The sequence below is a fragment of the Muricoccus pecuniae genome, from assembly GCF_014199205.1.
In the GTDB taxonomy this organism is placed as follows: domain Bacteria; phylum Pseudomonadota; class Alphaproteobacteria; order Acetobacterales; family Acetobacteraceae; genus Roseomonas; species Roseomonas pecuniae.
In genome coordinates, this window is the sequence record NZ_JACIJD010000032.1 from 12,655 (window position 1) to 30,345 (window position 17,691).

15 protein-coding genes are annotated in these 17,691 nt (G+C 67.7%); 7 read left to right on the top strand and 8 right to left on the bottom strand.

From position 1 onward, the window contains the following. Positions 1–9: 9 nt before the first annotated feature. From paoC (FHS87_RS20985) to paoA, 7 genes are all read right to left on the bottom strand, one after another. A complete protein-coding gene (paoC, locus tag FHS87_RS20985) occupies positions 10–2,205 on the bottom strand; it encodes an aldehyde oxidoreductase molybdenum-binding subunit PaoC (RefSeq protein WP_184521274.1) in 2,196 nt (731 codons plus the stop codon). Between the two features lie 329 nt (positions 2,206–2,534). Continuing rightward, positions 2,535–3,683 carry an alpha/beta hydrolase gene (locus FHS87_RS20990; RefSeq protein ID WP_184521275.1) on the bottom strand — a complete coding sequence of 383 codons (1,149 nt, stop codon included), beginning with the start codon at positions 3,681–3,683 and terminating at the stop codon, positions 2,535–2,537. Between the two features lie 70 nt (positions 3,684–3,753). After that, complete coding sequence (locus tag FHS87_RS20995) at positions 3,754–4,902, bottom strand: alpha/beta hydrolase (RefSeq protein ID WP_221300220.1); 1,149 nt, start codon at positions 4,900–4,902, stop codon at positions 3,754–3,756. After that, positions 4,853–6,073: a (R)-mandelonitrile lyase gene (locus FHS87_RS24550; RefSeq protein WP_184521276.1), complete on the bottom strand. Its 1,221-nt coding sequence runs from the start codon at positions 6,071–6,073 to the stop codon at positions 4,853–4,855. Before FHS87_RS24550 ends, FHS87_RS20995 begins: the two co-directional genes overlap by 50 nt. A 47-nt stretch (positions 6,074–6,120) precedes the next feature. Next, complete coding sequence (gene paoC / locus FHS87_RS21005) at positions 6,121–8,340, bottom strand: aldehyde oxidoreductase molybdenum-binding subunit PaoC (protein WP_184521277.1); 2,220 nt, start codon at positions 8,338–8,340, stop codon at positions 6,121–6,123. Positions 8,341–8,343: 3 nt separating this feature from the next. After that, positions 8,344–9,294 carry an FAD binding domain-containing protein gene (locus tag FHS87_RS21010; protein WP_184521278.1) on the bottom strand — a complete coding sequence of 317 codons (951 nt, stop codon included), beginning with the start codon at positions 9,292–9,294 and terminating at the stop codon, positions 8,344–8,346. Further along, a complete protein-coding gene (gene paoA / locus FHS87_RS21015; protein ID WP_184521279.1) occupies positions 9,291–9,950 on the bottom strand; it encodes an aldehyde dehydrogenase iron-sulfur subunit PaoA in 660 nt (219 codons plus the stop codon). Before paoA ends, FHS87_RS21010 begins: the two co-directional genes overlap by 4 nt. 159 nt (positions 9,951–10,109) lie before the next feature. Here paoA and FHS87_RS21020 point away from each other — a divergent pair, with 159 nt between their 5' ends. From FHS87_RS21020 to FHS87_RS21050, 7 genes are all read left to right on the top strand, one after another. Beyond that, a complete protein-coding gene (locus tag FHS87_RS21020; RefSeq protein ID WP_184521280.1) occupies positions 10,110–11,015 on the top strand; it encodes a LysR family transcriptional regulator in 906 nt (301 codons plus the stop codon). 114 nt (positions 11,016–11,129) lie between these two features. Then, entirely contained in the window at positions 11,130–12,113 is a 984-nt protein-coding gene (locus FHS87_RS21025; protein WP_184521281.1) for an aldo/keto reductase, read from the top strand. A gap of 11 nt (positions 12,114–12,124) precedes the next feature. After that, positions 12,125–13,339, top strand: a complete 1,215-nt coding sequence (locus tag FHS87_RS21030) for an aldo/keto reductase (RefSeq protein ID WP_246418591.1) — start codon at positions 12,125–12,127, stop codon at positions 13,337–13,339. Positions 13,340–13,408: 69 nt separating this feature from the next. Next, complete coding sequence (locus FHS87_RS21035) at positions 13,409–14,404, top strand: aldo/keto reductase (RefSeq protein WP_184521282.1); 996 nt, start codon at positions 13,409–13,411, stop codon at positions 14,402–14,404. A 162-nt stretch (positions 14,405–14,566) separates the two neighbouring features. Then, positions 14,567–15,247, top strand: a complete 681-nt coding sequence (locus tag FHS87_RS21040) for a nitroreductase (protein WP_221300222.1) — start codon at positions 14,567–14,569, stop codon at positions 15,245–15,247. A gap of 74 nt (positions 15,248–15,321) precedes the next feature. Then, positions 15,322–16,377 carry an alpha/beta hydrolase gene (locus FHS87_RS24555; protein WP_221300224.1) on the top strand — a complete coding sequence of 352 codons (1,056 nt, stop codon included), beginning with the start codon at positions 15,322–15,324 and terminating at the stop codon, positions 16,375–16,377. Beyond that, positions 16,374–17,162 (top strand): SDR family oxidoreductase, encoded by a 789-nt coding sequence (locus FHS87_RS21050; RefSeq protein ID WP_184521284.1) that lies wholly within the window; start codon positions 16,374–16,376, stop codon positions 17,160–17,162. Before FHS87_RS24555 ends, FHS87_RS21050 begins: the two co-directional genes overlap by 4 nt. Positions 17,163–17,313: 151 nt before the next feature. Here the strand turns inward: FHS87_RS21050 and FHS87_RS21055 are convergent. Continuing rightward, the coding region (locus FHS87_RS21055; RefSeq protein WP_221300226.1) for an FCD domain-containing protein at positions 17,314–17,691 on the bottom strand (378 nt) is incomplete at its 5' end.

Here is a 17,691-nt window from a genome sequence, read left to right on the forward strand (position 1 = left end):
TCTGTTCGCCTACGCGACCTCCGGCAGCCGCTCGAGGAGCTTGTCGAGGGTGATCGGGTAGTCACGCACCCGGATCCCCGTCGCGTGGTAGATGGCGTTTGCCACTGCCGCCGCGGCGCCGCAGATGCCGAGTTCACCCACGCCCTTCGCCTGGAGCGGTGATACGGTCGGATCTACCTCATCCAGGAAGATCACCTCCTGATGCGGGATGTCGGCATGGACCGGCACCTCGTAGCCCGCCAGGTCGTGGTTGACGAAGAACCCCCGGCGCTTGTCCACGGCCAGCTCCTCCATGAGCGCGGCGCCATAGCCCATGGCCATCGCACCGATCACCTGGCTCCGTGCCGCCTTTGGGTTCAGGATCCGCCCGGCGGCACAGACGGCCAGCGCTCGACGAATGCGCGTCTCGCCCGTGAAGGCGTGGACACCCACCTCGACGAAGTGCGCGCCGAAGGTGCTGTGGACGTAGCGCTCGGCCAAGTCCCCGAACACCATGCCGTCCTCCGCAACGACCTCACCCTCTCCAGTAGCTTGGATGAGAGGAATGCGGCGGCCATTGCTGATGACGTCACCGCCCTCGAAGACGAGGTCGGCGGCGTTCAGGCCGAGGCGCCGCGCGACCGCGTCCCGAAGCGCGACGCAGGCGGCATAGACCCCGGCGGTGCTGCTGGCGGCGCCCCGCTGGCCCAGTGATCCTGTCGAGCGGGGGAAGTCCGAGTCTCCTAGCCGAACCGTCACCCGATCCAGCGGCACGCCCATCATCTCCGCCGCAACCTGGCCGATGATGGTGTAACTCCCAGTGCCGATGTCAGTCATGTCCGTCTCGACCGTAACCCGGCCGTCCGTACCGAGCCGGATGCGAGCCGCGGAGGGCGAAATCGGCCCTCCGCGAATGGCCGCCGCGACCCCCATCCCGACGAGCCAGTCGCCCTCCCGCGCGGCGCCCTGCCCTGCACGACGCCTGCTCCAGCCGAAGCGTTCAGCACCGACGCGCAGGCAGTCGACGAGCCGCCTCGACGAGAAGGGGCGGGCAGGCCGGGCAGGATCGGTCTGAGTGTCGTTCAGAATGCGGAACTCAACCGGGTCGATCCCGAGCTTTTCAGCCATTTCGTCCATGGCGACCTCAATGGCCATGAGGCCGGACGCCTCGCCCGGGGCGCGCATTGCGTTCGCCTCGGGCAGGTCGAGCCTGACCTGGCGCACTGCCGTGCGGCGATGCGCCGCCGCATAGAGCAGCGGCGCCGGCAGGGGTGAGCGCTCCGATGGCCCGCCGGCGACGTTGCCATCCCAGCTATCATGACCGAAGGCGGTGATGCGCCCCTCCGCTGTCGCGCCAATGCGAATGCGCTGGATGGTGGCAGCCCGGTGCGTGGTGTTGTTGAACATCAGCGGTCGCGCGAGGGCGACCTTGACCGGCCGGCCGACGTGCCGCGCGGCGAGGGCCGCCAGGACGGCGTCCGCCAGCACGGTGGCCTTGCCGCCGAACCCGCCCCCGATGAAGGGCGAGGAGATGCGGATCCTCTCCTTCGGCAGGCCGAGGATCTTCTCTAGGTCGCGCAGGCCCCACTGGATGATCTGGATGGACGTCCAGAGGGTGAGTTGCCCGTCCTGCCAGGCCGCGATGGTCGCATGCGGCTCCATCATCGCGTGGGCTTGGTCCGGCGTCGTATAGGTCTCGTCCAGGGTGACGGGGGCGGATGCGAAGGCGGCGTCGAAGTCGCCCAGCCGCGTGTCCGGGAAGGCCTTCGGTTCGACCCCCTCGTGCCGGATGGCAGCTAAATCGAATGCACCCTCATCCTCCTCGTACTCTACTCGGATCGCTGCCGCGGCCGCGCGTGCCTGCTCCAGCGTCTCCGCGATGACGACCGCGACGGCCTGGTGATAATGCTGGACCCCGGGCCCGGCGAGCGGGTGGGCGGCGTAGAACATCCCCACGCCGACCTCACCGGCGTTCTCGTGCGTCACGATGCCGAGGACACCGGGGGCCGTGCTCGCCTTGCCAAGCTGGATCGAAACGATGCGGCCGCGGGCAATAGCGGCCCCAAGGATGAAGCCGCAAGCCTGTCTGCGCACGGCATCGTGCCGCTCATAGGCATATGGCGCGGTGCCCGTGACCTTCAGCCCACCGTCGATCCGATCAGTAGGATGGCCGATGATCCGGAGACGGGCGGCTGGGATTGGAGGTGCCGGCGTTTCGAATTTCATGCCCATCTCTCGCTGTCTGTGGATCGACGTTGGTCTGGTCGCGTTCAGGATTTCCGCACCGGGCGTCCCCGGATCCCCGGAACCACCGCATGCTTGCGGATCCTCCCATCCAAGAGGCCCTCAGGGGTCGCAGTTACCGACCACGCGGCCAGTTGCTGCGTAGTGCCTACTTATGCGCTTCATCCAAGTTACACTGGCGCTCTCCCGCGCTCCGCGACAGGCCAGAGTCTCCGCCACGATCGGGCGATCGGCGTCCGGGATAAAGCCAGACGCCTGCCGCCGAAGCCGCCCATTGAATTGCATTCCCGAAGGACGGGGTCGGGAGAGCCTTACGAGGGGCGGGAACCGAGAGTCCGGCCAAAGAACGGCGTCAGCTTGCCCATGGCGGCATCCACGTACTTAGGGACCCAGTAGGTCTCGATGTGCGTTGCGCCCTCAATGAGGAACAGTTCCTTATCGGTCGTGCCAGTGGCCTTGGGAAAGGCATCCTTAGTCATGTAGAGGCTATCAGCCTTGCTGCCGGCCATCATCAGCAGTGGCACGTTGATGAGCTCGATCTGGTCAGTGGCGTCCCAGCGCATCAGGTCCAGTAGGCTGCTCATAGTGTACTTGAAGGTCGAGCCGGGATGCGCGTGCGTCCTCCAGTAGTACTCGTAACCCTGCCGGTAGAGATCGAACGGCAGGGCAGCAATCTGCTCGTCCGTCATGTCGGCATCGCCGGCATAGAGAACATTCCCGCCCGTCATCTCGTGGGTGCGAACGGGAATGCTCCGCCCGGCAACTTCCCTGGCGCGGGCGTCCGACGCCTGCCGCAGGCGCTCCTGGATGGTCGCCAACTGTGAATCGTTATAGCCGTTGCGGCGCACCCGTCCCGAGTTGAACATGCTCAGCGTCGCGATCGACCTGAAGCGCTTGTCGGTCTTCGCCGCGGCGAGCGAGTAGCCGCCGCCGCCGCAGATGCCGAACAGGCCGAGACGGCCGGTGTCCACACCGGGATAGTGGGTGATGAAGTCCGCCATGCCGTGGATATCCTCGATGCGGAGGGCGGGTTTGTCGACGTTGCGCGGCTCGCCGCCACTCCCACCTTGGTACGCGGCGTCGGCGGTGATCGTGATGAAGCCCTGTTCTGCCAAGCGCTGGGCATAGAGGCCCGTGGTCTGCTCCTTCACCCCGCCGTTCGGGTGCGCCAGGACGATCGCCGGATACTTCTGGCTCGGATCGTACCCCGCCGGCGTGTAGACGTTGGCGGCTATATCCAGTCCGTTGAGCTTGTACGTGACCGGTTGGATGTTGACCTTGCCCGGCTCGTTCTTCGTGATCGCACCTTCATAGACCAGCGTGAACGGATTCCGCCTGTAGTCGGCGGCGGCAGCCGGAGAATTGGTCATAGCTGTGGCTCCTGTGATGGTGCCTGAGAGGACAAGCGCGGTGGCTCCGAGAAATTGACGCCTTCCTTCGTTGATGATTTCGTCGGCCATGATGATCTCCGATTCTTGACTTACGTGGTGACACGGGACCTGCGCAGCGCAGAGCGTTTAGGTGAGCAGATCAGTCCAGTTTTTTTTCAGTAAGGAACATCGAGACCTGATCGGCGATCTGGACGTTGTTCAGATCGGACATCAGGAAGTGCGTGTTGCCGCGGATCCCGATCTCCGGCAGGTGCACCAGCCGGGCGTCGCCGCCGTGCCGATTGACTGCGTCTATCCAGAGCCGGGCCATGGCGAGCCGTACCCGCCAGTTGTCCTGGCCGCGCTCCGCCGTGGGCTCGACCGGGAAGTTGTCCCCGTAATAGATGACGATCGGTATACGGGTGAGCTTCTCGAAAGTCGCCAGAGGTACAGCCTCCGGCGACAACGTACCGGCAGCACTCGGCATCGCCGGGGGCAGCTCGCCTTCCGGGAAGATGAAGCCGCTCCCCGGCTCAAAGGCGACGATCGCCCGGACATTGGCATTCTTGATCGCCGTCAGCCAGCCCGGACCGACACCCTGCGAATGGGTGAACAGGATGGCCGGACCGATCTTCGCGAACAGCGCGGACATTGCGTCCGAGATCACGCCTGCATCGTAAGGGCCAGTGTTGGGCGTGACAGAGCGAAAGAACTGGTCGAGCGTCTCCGGCCTGCGATCAAACTGGACATTCTCGAAGTAGTTCGGCCACTTGCCGAGCCGGAACTGGTCGAAAAAGAGCTGGTCGTAGGGCGTCGGCTCAATCGTCGTCGCGACGGTGCTGTTGCCCGCCCGTCCGCGACGCGGCTGATCGACCAGGTAAACCGGGAAACGACGCCGCAGGAAGATGGTCTGGAAGCCTTCCCGGCCGTCCGGCGTAGTTTCCCAGCTACGGGCCGATTGGTAGGCGCCATGCAGCATGACAATCGGCAGGGGCCTGGCACCCTGCGGCACCTGATAGAAGCTGTAGAGGTGATCGCCGTGCAGGCTCTGGCCCGCAGCGGTCGGCGCGTTGTTGTTGTAGACGCCGAGGGTATTCGCCACCGTGCCGCCGATGGCAAAGCTGCCCTGCTCTCGGATGGTCAATGGCCCGGGCGTGCTGCCGTCGGCAGCTGTTCCTGCCCCTGGCATCGCCAACCCGGCCGCGAGCGCCAGAACCGCGGTGAATGCCCGCCAGGACCTTGAGCTCGCGGCTCCGTCTTCAGGTCCTGCAGCCGCCCGGGATGGATGAGCCTTGGGCGTACTGGTCATCTGTGACGTGCTCCATCCAGACGGTGCTGGTGCCATCCTGCGCTTCGGCGACGGCGACATGGCTCATCGCGCTATTCGGTGTTGCGCCATGCCAGTGCTTGATCCCGGGCGGGAACCAGACGACGTCGCCGGGCCGGATCTCCTGCACCGGGCCGCCTTCCTGCTGCACCCAGCCGCAGCCGGAGGTGACGATCAGCGTCTGGCCCAGCGGGTGCGCGTGCCAAGCTGTTCGGGCTCCCGGCTCGAAGCTGACCACACCTCCACCCACCCGTGCGGGGCTCTCGGCCTGGAAGCGGGACTCGACGCGAACGGTCCCGGTAAAGTTGCTCGCCGGTCCCGTAGCGGACGGCTGCCCGCCGTGGCGCTGGATGCGGATCGCCGCGCCTGCGCCCGTCTGCGGAGCGGCGGCCTTGGCGCGCTCTGCCAGGATCTTCTGGACGACGGGCACCGCCGACATGGAGCGCGGCCAGCCTGCGTAGAAGGCGAGATGCGTCACCACCTCCGACAGTTGTGCCTCGGTCAATCCCGCATCCATGGCGCGGTTGACATGGAAAGGCATCTGCTCGGCCTGGCCATTGGCGATCAGGGCGGCGATGGTTACCAAGCTCCGGTCCCGCGGCGCAAGCGTCGGGCGACGCCACAGGTCCCCGAACAGCACCCTATTGGTGAGGTCAGCCAGTGGCGGCGCGACGGCCCCGGCCGAGGCCTGCACGGCGGCCCGCCGCCGCGCCTCGGCCGCTTCGTCGAGCGAGAGCGGCGCGGTGGCGGGAACCGGGGTTCCGATGTCACGCTGCTCGAAGACCGCCTTCGTCTCCTGCACTGCCGAGATGGCAACCGGCCAGCCCGCATAGAAGGCGAGGTGGGTGATGATTTCCGCGATCTCCTCCGGCCTGACCCCATTGTCCAGCGCCCGGCCGACATGCCCGCGCAGCTGGGCGGCGCGGCCGTTCGCGATGAGGGCGGAGACAGTGACGAGGCTGCGGTCGCGGGGGATGAGCCCCTCCCGCCGCCATACCTCACCGAAGAGAACTTCATCGGTGTAGGCACCTAGCGAGGGGGCGATGTCGTAGACCGCCTGGGGAGCGACCCGCGGTGCCGGCGCGCCCTGCCCCTGAGCCTGGGCAGGGCCAGCAAGCCCGGTCATGGCGAGCGTCATGGCCAAAATCCTCATTGACCTTTCCCTGTGTCGAAGGGAGGGCTTTTGTCGTCCAGCATCAGTCATGCCAGCGTCGGAAGCCGCTCGATCAGCTTGTCGAGCGTGATCGGGTAGTCGCGGACACGGATACCGGTGGCGTTGTAGATGGCATTGGCCACCGCCGCACCGACGCCGCATAGGCCGAGCTCGCCCACGCCCTTGGCCTTCATGGGCGAGGAGAGTGGGTCCACCTCGTCCAGAAAAAGGACCTCTTGGTGTGGGATATCGGCGTGCACCGGCACCTCGTAGCCCGCCAAGTCGTGGTTGACGAAGAAGCCGTGGCGCTTATCCACCTCCAGCGCCTCGCTCAGCGCGGCACCGACGCCCATGGTCATCGCGCCGATCACCTGGGAGCGCGCCGATTTCGGGTTGAGGATGCGGCCCGCCGCGCAGACGGCCAGCATGCGCTGGATTCGGGTCTCGCCCGTGAAGACATCCACGGCTACCTCCACGAAGTGCCCGGCGAAGGTGGATTGCTGGTAGCGCTTGGCGAGGTCGCCGTACTCGATCGCATCCTCCGCGACGAGGCCGCCCGGGCCTGCCGCCTCGCCGAGCGGCACGGCCCGGTTGCCCGAGCGGACCTGCCCGTTGGCGAACTCCGCCTCGGCCGAGTTGAAGCCGAGCCTCTGCGCCACCGCCTCGCGCAGCTTCACGCAGGCGGCGAAGACACCGGCTGTGGAGTTGTTGGCGCCCCACTGGCCGCCCGAGCCGGCCGAGGCCGGGAAATCGGAATCCCCGAGCTTCACCACCACCTTCCCGATTGGCACGCCCATCATCTCGGCGGCCGTTTGGGCGATGATGGTGTAGCTGCCCGTGCCGATGTCGGTCATGTCGGTCTCGACCGTCACCACGCCCCCGCTGTCCAGCCGCACGCGGGCACCGGACTTGGTCAGCAGGTTGTTGCGGAAGCCCGCCGCCACGCCCATCCCGAGAAGCCATCGCCCGGCTCGCCTCTGACCCGGACGGGGGTCTCGGTTCGTCCAGCCAAAGCGCTCGACCCCACGTCGCAAGCACTCCACCAGCTGCCGCTGCGAGAAGTGACGCTCCGGGTGCTCCGGGTCCACTTGGGTATCGTTGATGATGCGGAACTCGACGGGATCCAAGCCCAGCCTCTCCGCCATCTCGTCGATCGCGACCTCCAGCGCCATGAGGCCCGGCGCCTCGCCCGGGGCACGCATGGCGTTGCCCTCGGGCAGGTCCATCTCCGCCAGCCGCAAGGCGGTCAGGCGGTTCGCCCCGGCATAGAGCAGCTTGGTCTGTTGCACCGCCGTCTCTGGCTTGCCGTCCTTCAGGTTGCCGGAGGTGCTCTCATGCGCGATCGCTGTGATCCGGCCGTCCCGCCCCGCGCCGAGGCGGACGCGCTGGATGGTGGCCGGGCGGTGCGTGGTGTTGTTGGCGATCAGGGGCCGCGTCAGCGCCACCTTCACCGGCCGCCGCGCAGCCCTCGCGCCCAGCGCGGCGAGAACCACGTCCGAGCGCAGGAACAGCTTTCCGCCGAAGCCGCCGCCGACATACGGGCTGTCGAGCCGAATATTCTCCGGCTTCATGCTGAGCGCCTTGGCAAGATCTCGCTTGCCCCAGGCGATCATCTGGTTGGACGTCCAGACCGTCAGCCTGTCACCTTCCCATGCGGCGATGGTCGCGTGCGGCTCCATCGCCGCATGGCTCTCGTCCGGGGTGGTGTAGGTTTCGTCCAGCTTCACGGGGGCGGCAGCGAAAGCGCCCTCGAAGTCGCCGAACCGATCCTCTGGCGGAGCCCCGCTGCCCTCGCCGCTGTCGCCGGGGACCGGCTTGGCATTTCGGGCTTCCGCAGCCAGGTCAAAGCGGCCTGGCTGGCGGGCATAGTCCACCCGAACCAACGCTGCGGCAGCCCGCGCCTGCTCGAAGGTCTCGGCCACCACCAGCGCGACGGCTTGATGGTAGTGCTGAATCTCCGCGCCGCCGAACAGGGTGGCGGTGTTCATCGGACCGTTGGGGAGAGGGGCAGACTCAAGGGTGGTCACGACCGCGACCACGCCGGGCGCGGCCCTGGCCGCCGAGACCTCAATCCGGGTGATGCGGCCCTTGGCGACGCCGGCGCCAATGACGAACCCGTATGCCGGATTCGGCGCGACATCGTGCCGCTCATAGGCATAGGGGGCGGTGCCTGTCGTCTTGAGGGGCCCATCGATACGGTCCGTAGGCTTGCCGATGACCTTGAGCTGGTCGATCGGGTTGCTGGTGGCGGGGGTGTCGAACCTCATGGCTCAGCCCCTCGCCTCGGCCAGGACGGAAGCGAGTGTCCGCTCTGCTAAGGGCACCTTGAAGGCATTCTCGTGGGTGGGCTTCGCGCCATCCAGGATCGCCGCCATGGCAGGCTTGGCACCCCGCGGCAGCTCGGCCTCCGCCGCTTCTACCCGCCAGGGCTTGTGGGCCACCCCACCCAGGGCCACGCGCCCCGTGCCGTCCCGCTGCACCACGGCGGCCACGGAGACGAGCGCGAAGGCGTAGGAGGCCCGGTCACGCACCTTACGGTAGAACTGCCGCCCGCCGGCGGGCGGCGGCAGGATCACGGCCGTGATGAAATCCCCCCGCTCCAGCGCCGTCTCGATATGCGGGGTGTCACCGGGAAGGCGGTGGAACTCGGCGATCGGGATCTGCCGCATGGTGCCATCCGCCTTCACCGTCTCCACGGTCGCGTCCAGCGCGCGCATGGCCACGGCCATGTCGCTGGGATGCGTGGCAATGCAGGCCTCGCTGGTTCCGATCACCGCCAGCCCCCGCGTGACGCCGCCAATCGCCGAGCAACCGCTGCCGGGCTGGCGTTTGTTGCAGGGCTGGGCCGTGTCGTAGAAATAGGGGCAGCGCGTGCGCTGGAGCAGGTTGCCCGCAGTCGTTGCCTTGTTCCGCAGCTGACCGGAGGCACCGGCGAGCAGCGCGCGGCTCAGCACGGCGTAGTCGCGCCGCACGCGCTCATCCGCGGCGAGATCCGTGTTGCGAACCAGCGCCCCGATCCGCAGCCCGCCCTCCGGCGTCGCCTCGATCCGGTCCAGCCCGAGCCCGTTGACGTCGATCAGGTGGCTCGGTACCTCGATCTGCAGCTTCATGAGGTCGAGCAGGTTGGTCCCGCCCGCGATGAACTTGGCGCCGGGATTGCGGCTGGCCGCCGCGGCCGCCTCGGCGGGGGTGCGGGCGCGCTCGTAGGTGAAGGGCCTCATGCCTGCTTCTCCGCGACCTCGGTGATGGCATCGACGATGTTGGAATAGGCGCCGCAGCGGCAGATGTTGCCGCTCATGCGCTCGCGGATTTCATCCGCCGTCAGCCGGGGCGCGGCCGTCAGGTCGGACGTCGCGTGGCTCGGCACGCCCGCCTTGATCTCCTCGAGCATGGCGACGGAGGAGCAGATCTGGCCGGGGGTGCAGTAGCCGCACTGGTAGCCGTCGTGCTTCACGAAGGCGGCCTGCATGGGGTGTAGGTTCTCGGGCTGGCCCAGCCCTTCGATGGTGGTGATCTCGTCGCCCTCGTGCATTATCGCCAGAGTCAGGCAGGAATAGACCCGACGGCCATTCACCATCACCGTGCAGGCGCCGCACTGGCCGTGGTCGCAGCCCTTCTTGCTGCCGGTGAGTTTCAGGTGCTCGCGCAAGGTGTCCAGCAGCGTCGTCCGCGTGTCGATCTCGGCGGCGCGTGCCTGGCCGTTGATGCGGAGGGACACCTTGGAAAGGCCGGGTGTCGGCTGAACAGCCCCGCTGGGAGCAGCGGCTTGAGCGCCAGGCTGGGCTTGCGCGGCAGGTCCAACAGCCGCTGTCGTGCAGGTGGCAGCTCCGGCGAGAAGTCCGCGCCGCGACACCCCGAGCTCGTCCTGACCTTGCATGGGCTACCCCGATCCTTATCGCGTCCGGGAACGGTGACACATGACGTCGGTGCCCTTCCCTGTCGGAGGTCGGGCTCGTTCCATCCGTCAAAAGTGACGCCTCCTCCACTCAATGATTAGGTGGTAGAATTGGCATGTAGTCATATACGGGATTCATAGATGCGTGGTGATGATCTGGCGGACCTGAACGTCTTCCTGGCCGTTGCCGAGGAGAGCAGCTTCACGCGCGCCGCCGCCAGGCTCGGCACCTCGCAGTCCGCGTTGAGCTACACCATCCGGCGCCTTGAAACCCGGCTCGGCGTCCGTCTCCTCACCCGGACCACGCGCCGGGTCGCGCCGACAGAGGCCGGCGAGCGGCTGTTGCGGACCCTCCGCCCGGCACTGGGCGACATCGAGGCCGAACTGCTCTCACTCGGCGAGCTGCGCGAGAAGCCGTCAGGGACCATCCGCCTGACCACCTCCCTGCACGCGGCCGAGACCATCCTGTGGCCGACCTGCGCCCGGCTCCTTCGCGGCTATCCTGAGGTGAAGGTCGAGATCACCGTCGACAACAGCCTGACCGACATCATCGCGGAGCGTTACGATGCCGGCGTGCGCCTGGGCGAGCAGGTGGCCAAGGACATGGTCGCCGTCCCGATCGGGCCCGACCTCCGGATGGCGGTCGTCGGCTCACCCGCCTACTTCGCTGCCAACCCACCCCCGCGGACGCCGCAGGATCTCCTCCGCCACAACTGCATCAATCTCCGCATGGCAACGTCAGGCGGCCTCTACGCATGGGAGTTCGAGCAGAATGGGCGGGAGCTGAAGGTCCGGGTCGATGGACAGCTCGCCTTCAACCGCAGCGACCTGAGCCTCCAGGCGGCAGCGGAAGGTTTCGGGCTGGTCTGCACCCTGGAGGGAGTGGCCATCCCGTACCTGTCCGATGGTCGCTTGGTGCGGGTCCTTGATGAGTTTTGCCCGCCCTTCGCCGGGTACCATCTCTACTATCCCAGCCGCCGCCAGCACACGCCCGCCTTCGCCCTCCTCGTGGAAGCCCTGCGGCACTGGAACGTGCGGCGCGATTGATGAGTGTTCAGTATAGGTTCATGCAAATTCTGACCTGTAGTTGCACAGGCCAGGGCGACCTACCTCCTGCCCAGACCGCGGGATCCCACCCGCGACCGTCGGGAGATCGCCAGCATGCAGAAGCGCACACTCGGCCGAAGCGGCCTGGAGGTTTCGGCCCTGGGACTCGGCTGCATGGGCCTGAGTTATGGATACGGGCCGGCCACCGATCGGCAGGAGGCCATCAAGCTAATCCGGGCCGCCCACGAGTGCGGCGTCACCTTCTTCGACACGGCCGAAGCCTACGGCCCCGGCATCAACGAGGAGGTCGTCGGCGAGGCCCTGGAGCCAATTCGCGATGAGGTCGTGATCGCGACCAAATTCGGCTTCCGGAACGGCGTGCCATCCGAGGGGCCCGATAGCCGGCCCGAGAGGATCCGGCTCGTGGCCGACGAGGCCCTGAAGCGCCTCCGCACCGACCGCATCGACCTCTTCTACCAGCACCGGGTCGATCCCAACGTCCCGGTGGAGGAGGTGGCCGGCACCGTCAAGGACCTCATCAGGGCCGGCAAGGTCCGCCACTTCGGCATGTCCGAGGCAGGCGCGGACGCGATCCGTCGCGCCCATGTCGTGCAGCCTCTCGCCGCGCTCCAGAGCGAATATTCCCTGTGGTGGCGGGAGCCCGAGGCCGAGATCCTGCCCCTGCTCGAAGAGCTCGGCATCGGCTTCGTGCCCTTCTCTCCTCTCGGCAAGGGATTCCTGACCGGCAAGATCGACGCGAGCGCCACCTTCGGCGACAAGGATTTTCGAAGCTCCGTGCCGCGCTTCTCGCCCGAAGCCCTGAAGGCCAACCAGTCCCTGGTGGACCTCATCGGGTCGATCGCGACGGCGAAGGCCGCGACGCCCGCGCAGGTCGCGCTCGCGTGGCTGCTGGCCCAGCGCCCCTGGATCGTCCCCATTCCCGGCACCACCAAACTGCACCGCCTGGAGGAGAACCTCGGCGCGGCCGGCGTGGAGCTGACCGCCGACGATCTCGGCCGCATCGAGGGGGCTCTCGCCGGCATCACGATCCAGGGCGACCGCTATGCCGCCTCGCACCAGCGCCTGATCAACCGCTAGGCGGCGGAGGGATGCCCGAGATGACCGACAAGTCCGGCGAGCACCGACCGGAGATGAGCAGAAGCTTGGCTGCCGGGGTGCGCCGTCGTGCCCTGGTGGGTGTCCCGGGCGGGCTTGCCGCACTCCCGATCCTGGGCGCCATGCCGACGCCCGGCTTCGCCCAGGGAGCGGGGAGTGCGACCGGTCGCACCGATGGCGCGGTTAGGGTAGGTGGCCGCCGGAGACTGGGGACGCTGGAGGTCTCCAGCATCGGCCTTGGCGTCCAGAACATGAGCCGCACCTACCAGACGACGATCCCCAGCCGGCCGGAGATGATCAACATCATCCGGACCGCCTTCGAGCGCGGCGTCACCTTCTTCGACGCCGCCGAGGCTTATGGGCCGCATGAGGTGGAGCGGATCCTCGGGGAGGGTGCGGCGCCGTTCCGCAACCAGGTCGTCATCGCCTCCAAGTTCGGCTGGAACATCGACCTCCAGAGCGGAGAACGCCGGCCCGGGCTCAACAGCCGCCCCGAGCACATCAGGGCGGCCGTCGAGGGCATGCTGAGGCGCCTACGGACCGACCGGATCGACCTGCTCTACCAGCACCGCGTTGATCCGCAGGTCCCGATCGAGGACGTCGCCGGCGTCGTTAAGGACCTCAGGGCGGAAGGCAAAGTCCTCCACTGGGGTCTCTGCGAGATGGGGCCGAACACGCTTCGCCGGGCCCATGCCGAGATGCCGGTCAGCGCCGTCCAGAACGAGTACTCGATGCTCTGGCGCGGGCCGGAGGAGGTCGTCATCCCCCTCTGCGAGGAGCTGGGCATCGGGTTCGTCCCCTGGAGCCCCCTCGGGGTTGGTTTCCTCACCGGCTCCATCGACGCCCAGACGAGCTTTGCCGACGGTGACATCCGCGAGGCCGAGACGCGGTTCTCGCGGGAGAACCTGCCCAACAACCTGGCCCTTGTCGCCCTGCTGAAGCGTTGGGGAGAGCGCAAGCAGGCCACGCCGGGGCAGGTCGCCCTCGCCTGGCTGCTGGCTCAGAAGCCCTGGATCGTGCCGATCCCCGGCACGACGCAGATGCCCCACATGGTCGAGAACATCGGGGCGGCAGCCCTCACGCTGACGGAGGCCGAGGTCGCTGAGCTGAACCGCTCGGTGACGGAGATCCAGATTCGCGGGGCACGCCTGCCGGACGCGGTTCTGGCCTTTTCAAATGTGGAAGCACCGCCGAAGGGCGGCCGCTGAAGGTAGTCCCGCCTGCGCGGACAGGTGCCCGACCTACGCAGCGGCCCCTCAACGAATTGGAGATAAAGCATGGAACAGCGCGTTCTCGGCCACAGCGGCTTGAAGGTATCTGCCCTGGGCTTCGGCTGCATGAGCATGACCTCGACCTACGGCCCAGCCGGCGACCGGCAGGAGATGATCGCGCTCGTCCGCACGGCCGTGGATGAGGGCGTGACGCTGTTCGACACCGCCGAGGCATACGGGCCGTTCACCAACGAGGAACTCGTCGGCGAGGCGCTTCAGCCGGTGCGGGACGCGGTGGTCATCGCGACCAAGTTCGGCTTCGATATCGACCTCGAGACCGGTGAGCGCCGCGGCGGGACCAACAGCCGGCCCGAGCACATCAAGGCCGTGGCCGATGCCTGCCTCAGGCGCCTGAGGACCGACCGCATTGATATCCTCTACCAGCACCGGGTCGACCCGCAGGTGCCCATCGAGGACGTGGCCGGCGCGGTCAAGGACCTGATCGCCGCCGGGAAGGTGAAGCATTTTGGCCTGTCCGAGGCAGGCACCGGCACCATCCGCCGCGCCCACGCCGTCCAGCCGGTGACCGCCGTCCAGAGCGAGTACTCGCTGTTCTGGCGCGGGCCGGAGGCCGAGCTGCTGCCGGTGCTCGAGGAGCTCGGCATCGGCTCCGTGCCCTTCAGCCCGCTAGGCGCCGGCTTCCTCACCGGCAAGATCGACGAGAACACCAAGTTCGACCCGACCGACTTCCGCAACCACGTCCCCCGCTTCTCGCCGGAGGCCCGCAAGGCGAACATGGCGCTGGTGAAGGTGATCAAGACCGTGGCGGACCGGAAGGGCGCGACCCCGGCGCAGGTCGCCCTGGCCTGGCTCCTGGCGCAGAAGCCCTGGATCGTGCCGATCCCCGGGACCACCAAGGTTCACCGCCTGAAGGAGAACCTGGGCGGGGCCGCACTCCATCTGGCGGCCGCCGATCTCGCCGAAATCGAGGTGGAGGCGTTCAAGGTGCCGGTCCAGGGCGAGCGGCTGCCGGAAGCCCTGCTCAAGATGACGGGCCTCTAGGGACGGAAGGCCGGCGCGATGGTCTCCCGGTTGAGCGGGGCGCCCATCCGCCCCCCCCCACCCGGGGTCGCACATGGTGAACGGGGGCGAGCCGGATCGTCGGCCAGCCCTGCCCACGGAAGGGCCGGAGCGGCCCTCGAGCACTCAACGAGGAGGTCAGACTTGTCCTTGCCTACCCCGTCTTTTCAGGACGTCGTGCGGTCCCGGCACTCCGCCCGAGGCTTCCTGCCATCGCCGATCCCTCGCGACACGCTGGAAGACATTCTCCAGGATGCCCAATGCGCTCCCTCGAACTGCAACACGCAGCCCTGGAACGTCCACATCGTTGCGGGGAAGAAGCTCGATGCGCTGAGCGCCGCCCTCCTGGACGCGCTCAGGGCGGAGAAGTACAGCAAGGACTTCACCTTCGACACCGCCGACTACCCGCCGACTTGCAGGGAGCGCGCTTCGGAGCAGGGCCGGACCTATTACCGGGCCCTGGGCGTGGCCCGTGACGACTCCCTCAGCCGGGCCGAAGTCGTGGAGCGCAATGTCAGGTTCTTCGGTGCACCGCACGTGGCGCTCCTGTTCATGCCCTCGGTGGGAGACAACGTCCGGGTCGCGTCCGACGTCGGCATGTACGCGCAGACCTTCCTCCTGTCCCTGGCGGCCCGCGGGTACGCGGGGGTGCCGCAAGCTGTCCTCGGCTACTTCGCGGACACGGTCCGCCAGATCCTCGGCGTGCCGGGCGAGCTGAAGCTGCTCTTCGGGATTTCCTTCGGCGCGCCGGACACTTCACATCCCGCCTTCACCTACCAGCAGGGCCGGGTGCCCCTCGCGGAGAGCGTCGCGTGGCACGAATGACGGCCCCCCCGCTCCCACCTCAGCACAGCAGCGCTCTCATTGGTGCCGTGCGATCCGGCCAGCAGACCTTCTGCGTGACGCATCCCACGCTGCTGCCAGGTCACGTCGCGCTGTCCCTTCTCCTGGCCTCGGCCGACGTCGAGGCAGGTGAAGGTCCTCGAATCCCCAGAACCACCGTGGTGAGCCCGATGCTGCAGGAACGGGACCGGCACGCGGATCACCTGACGCCCGACGGACGCCTGGGAGACATCCTGGAGCATCCGGCCTTCACGGGCTTCGCCAGGCTGATCCTGCCCTGGGATGGCAAGACCTACGACAGCGCGATGCCCCTGCGGCAGATTGGCTCCCTGCTGCCGTACCACAGCCATGTCGACCCTGTGGTCGTCACGCGCGCCCTGAACCGCATGATTGATGACGTGAGGGCGGGCAGGAGGGTGTTCTACGACTTCTACGACGCCGCCGCGAGGCGGGCGGACCCGGAGAAGGAGAACACCGGGCTGTTCTTCTTCCACGGCAGGCCCGGCGCCCCCTTCGCCATCGTCGCGCCGGGCGGGGGCTTCTCCTATGTCGGCTCGGTGCACGAGGGCTTCCCCTACGCCCAGGACATCAGTGCCGCGGGGTACAACGCCTTCGTCCTGCGATACCGGGCCGGTCACGGCGGCAGGATGGCGACGGAGGATCTGGCGGCCGCGCTCACCTACGTCTTCAGGAACGCCGGGGCTCTCGGTGTATCGACCGAGGGCTACTCGCTCTGGGGAAGTTCGGCCGGGGCACGGATGGCCGCCTCCATCGGCTCGCACGGCGCGGCCAGCTTCGGCGGGGACGATCTCCCGCGGCCATCGACGGTCGTGATGGCCTACACGGGGCACTCGGACCATTCCTCCGAGGAGCCGCCGACCTTCGTCGTCGTCGGCGGGCGGGACGGGATCGCGCCGCCGTCCAGCATGGAGCGCAGGGTCGCGGCGCTGCAGCGGGCCAGGACGCCGGTCGAATACCGCCGCTACGAGGGTCTTGGCCACGGCTTCGGGACGGGCGCGGGCACCAGGGCAGAGGGATGGATCGCGGAGGCGGTCCGGTTCTGGCAGGCGCAGCTGGCGGGCCGTGGCGGGGCAGCAGGAGACATACGATGAGCGCGACACACCTCAAGATCCTGTCCGTCGGTGCGACGGGTAGCATCGGCCGCCACGTGGTCGAGGAAGCCCTTGCCATGGGACACGGCGTCCGCGCCCTGGTGCGGAACCCAGGCAAGGTGCCGTTCCCCCCCGGCGTGGAGGTTCTCGCCGGCGACCTCACGCGGCCAGCCTCGCTGGTACCCGCCCTGGACGGCATCGGCGCCATCGTGTTCACCCACGGCACCTACGGCGGTGCCCAGGCGGGCGCGGAAGCGGTCGACTATGGTGGCGTGCGCAACGTGCTGGCAGCGCTGCGAGGCCGCCAGGTTCGTGTCGCGCTGATGACCACCATCGGGGTAACCGACCGCAAGGGAGTCCACGACTGGAAGCGCCGCGGCGAGCGTCTGCTCCGGGCCAGCGGCCTGCCATACACGATCGTCCGGCCCGGCTGGTTCGACTACAACGACCGCGGTCAGGAGCGCCTCGTCCTGCTGCAGGGCGATAGGCGGCAGACGGGGACGCCGCGCGACGGTGTCGTCGCACGGCGGCAGATCGCGTGCGTCCTGGTTCGCTCACTCTCCTCAACATATGCCCTGCGGAAGACCTTTGAGCTCGTGGCCGAGCGTGGCCCGGAGCCTGCCGACATGGACGAGCTGTTTGCCATGGCCGTTCCGGATGACGATCCGGCGCTGGACGGCATCCAAGATGCCAGGAATATGCCACTCGATAATGAGCCGCCAGAGGTGGTGAAGGAACTCGAAATTATTCACGCATCAAATCGAGGGCCGGCAACGACCGGCTGAAGACGCGGCCAGACGGCGCTCGTGACGTCGCTGGGAGCCAGCGGGGCTGCAGCACGATGAGCCAGGAGGATCTTTGGACCGGCACGATCATCGGAAGTGCCGGTCCAGCCGGCCCCGGTCCGAGGTGGCGCACTCTGCCCGGACAGTCACGTCAGGCAGACTCCTCGTCCGGCTTGCTGTTGGAACGCTGCTTCCTGCGCGATGCGGAGAGGGGAACCATGGAGCGGCGCTCCCCGGCGGCGCGGGAATGTGTAGCCGTGATGTGCTCCCGCATCTGGCGTTCGGCCGCTCCGGCGTCACCTGCCCTGATGGCTTCGTTGATCCGAGAATGGACGCGGAGTACCTCCCGGCGCGTCTCCGCCGTGTCGTATTCCTCAGCCGATGTTGAAACGTGCACGCCGTAGGAGATCGCGCCGAGGACGGCCGAGAGCAGCGTAAGCGTCATCCCGCAGCTGCCTTGTAGGGCGCTGGCCTGATCGGCTGATCTGCGCGTCTCCTGGGCGGCGCGGTGTTGGTTGTCGCCCTTACG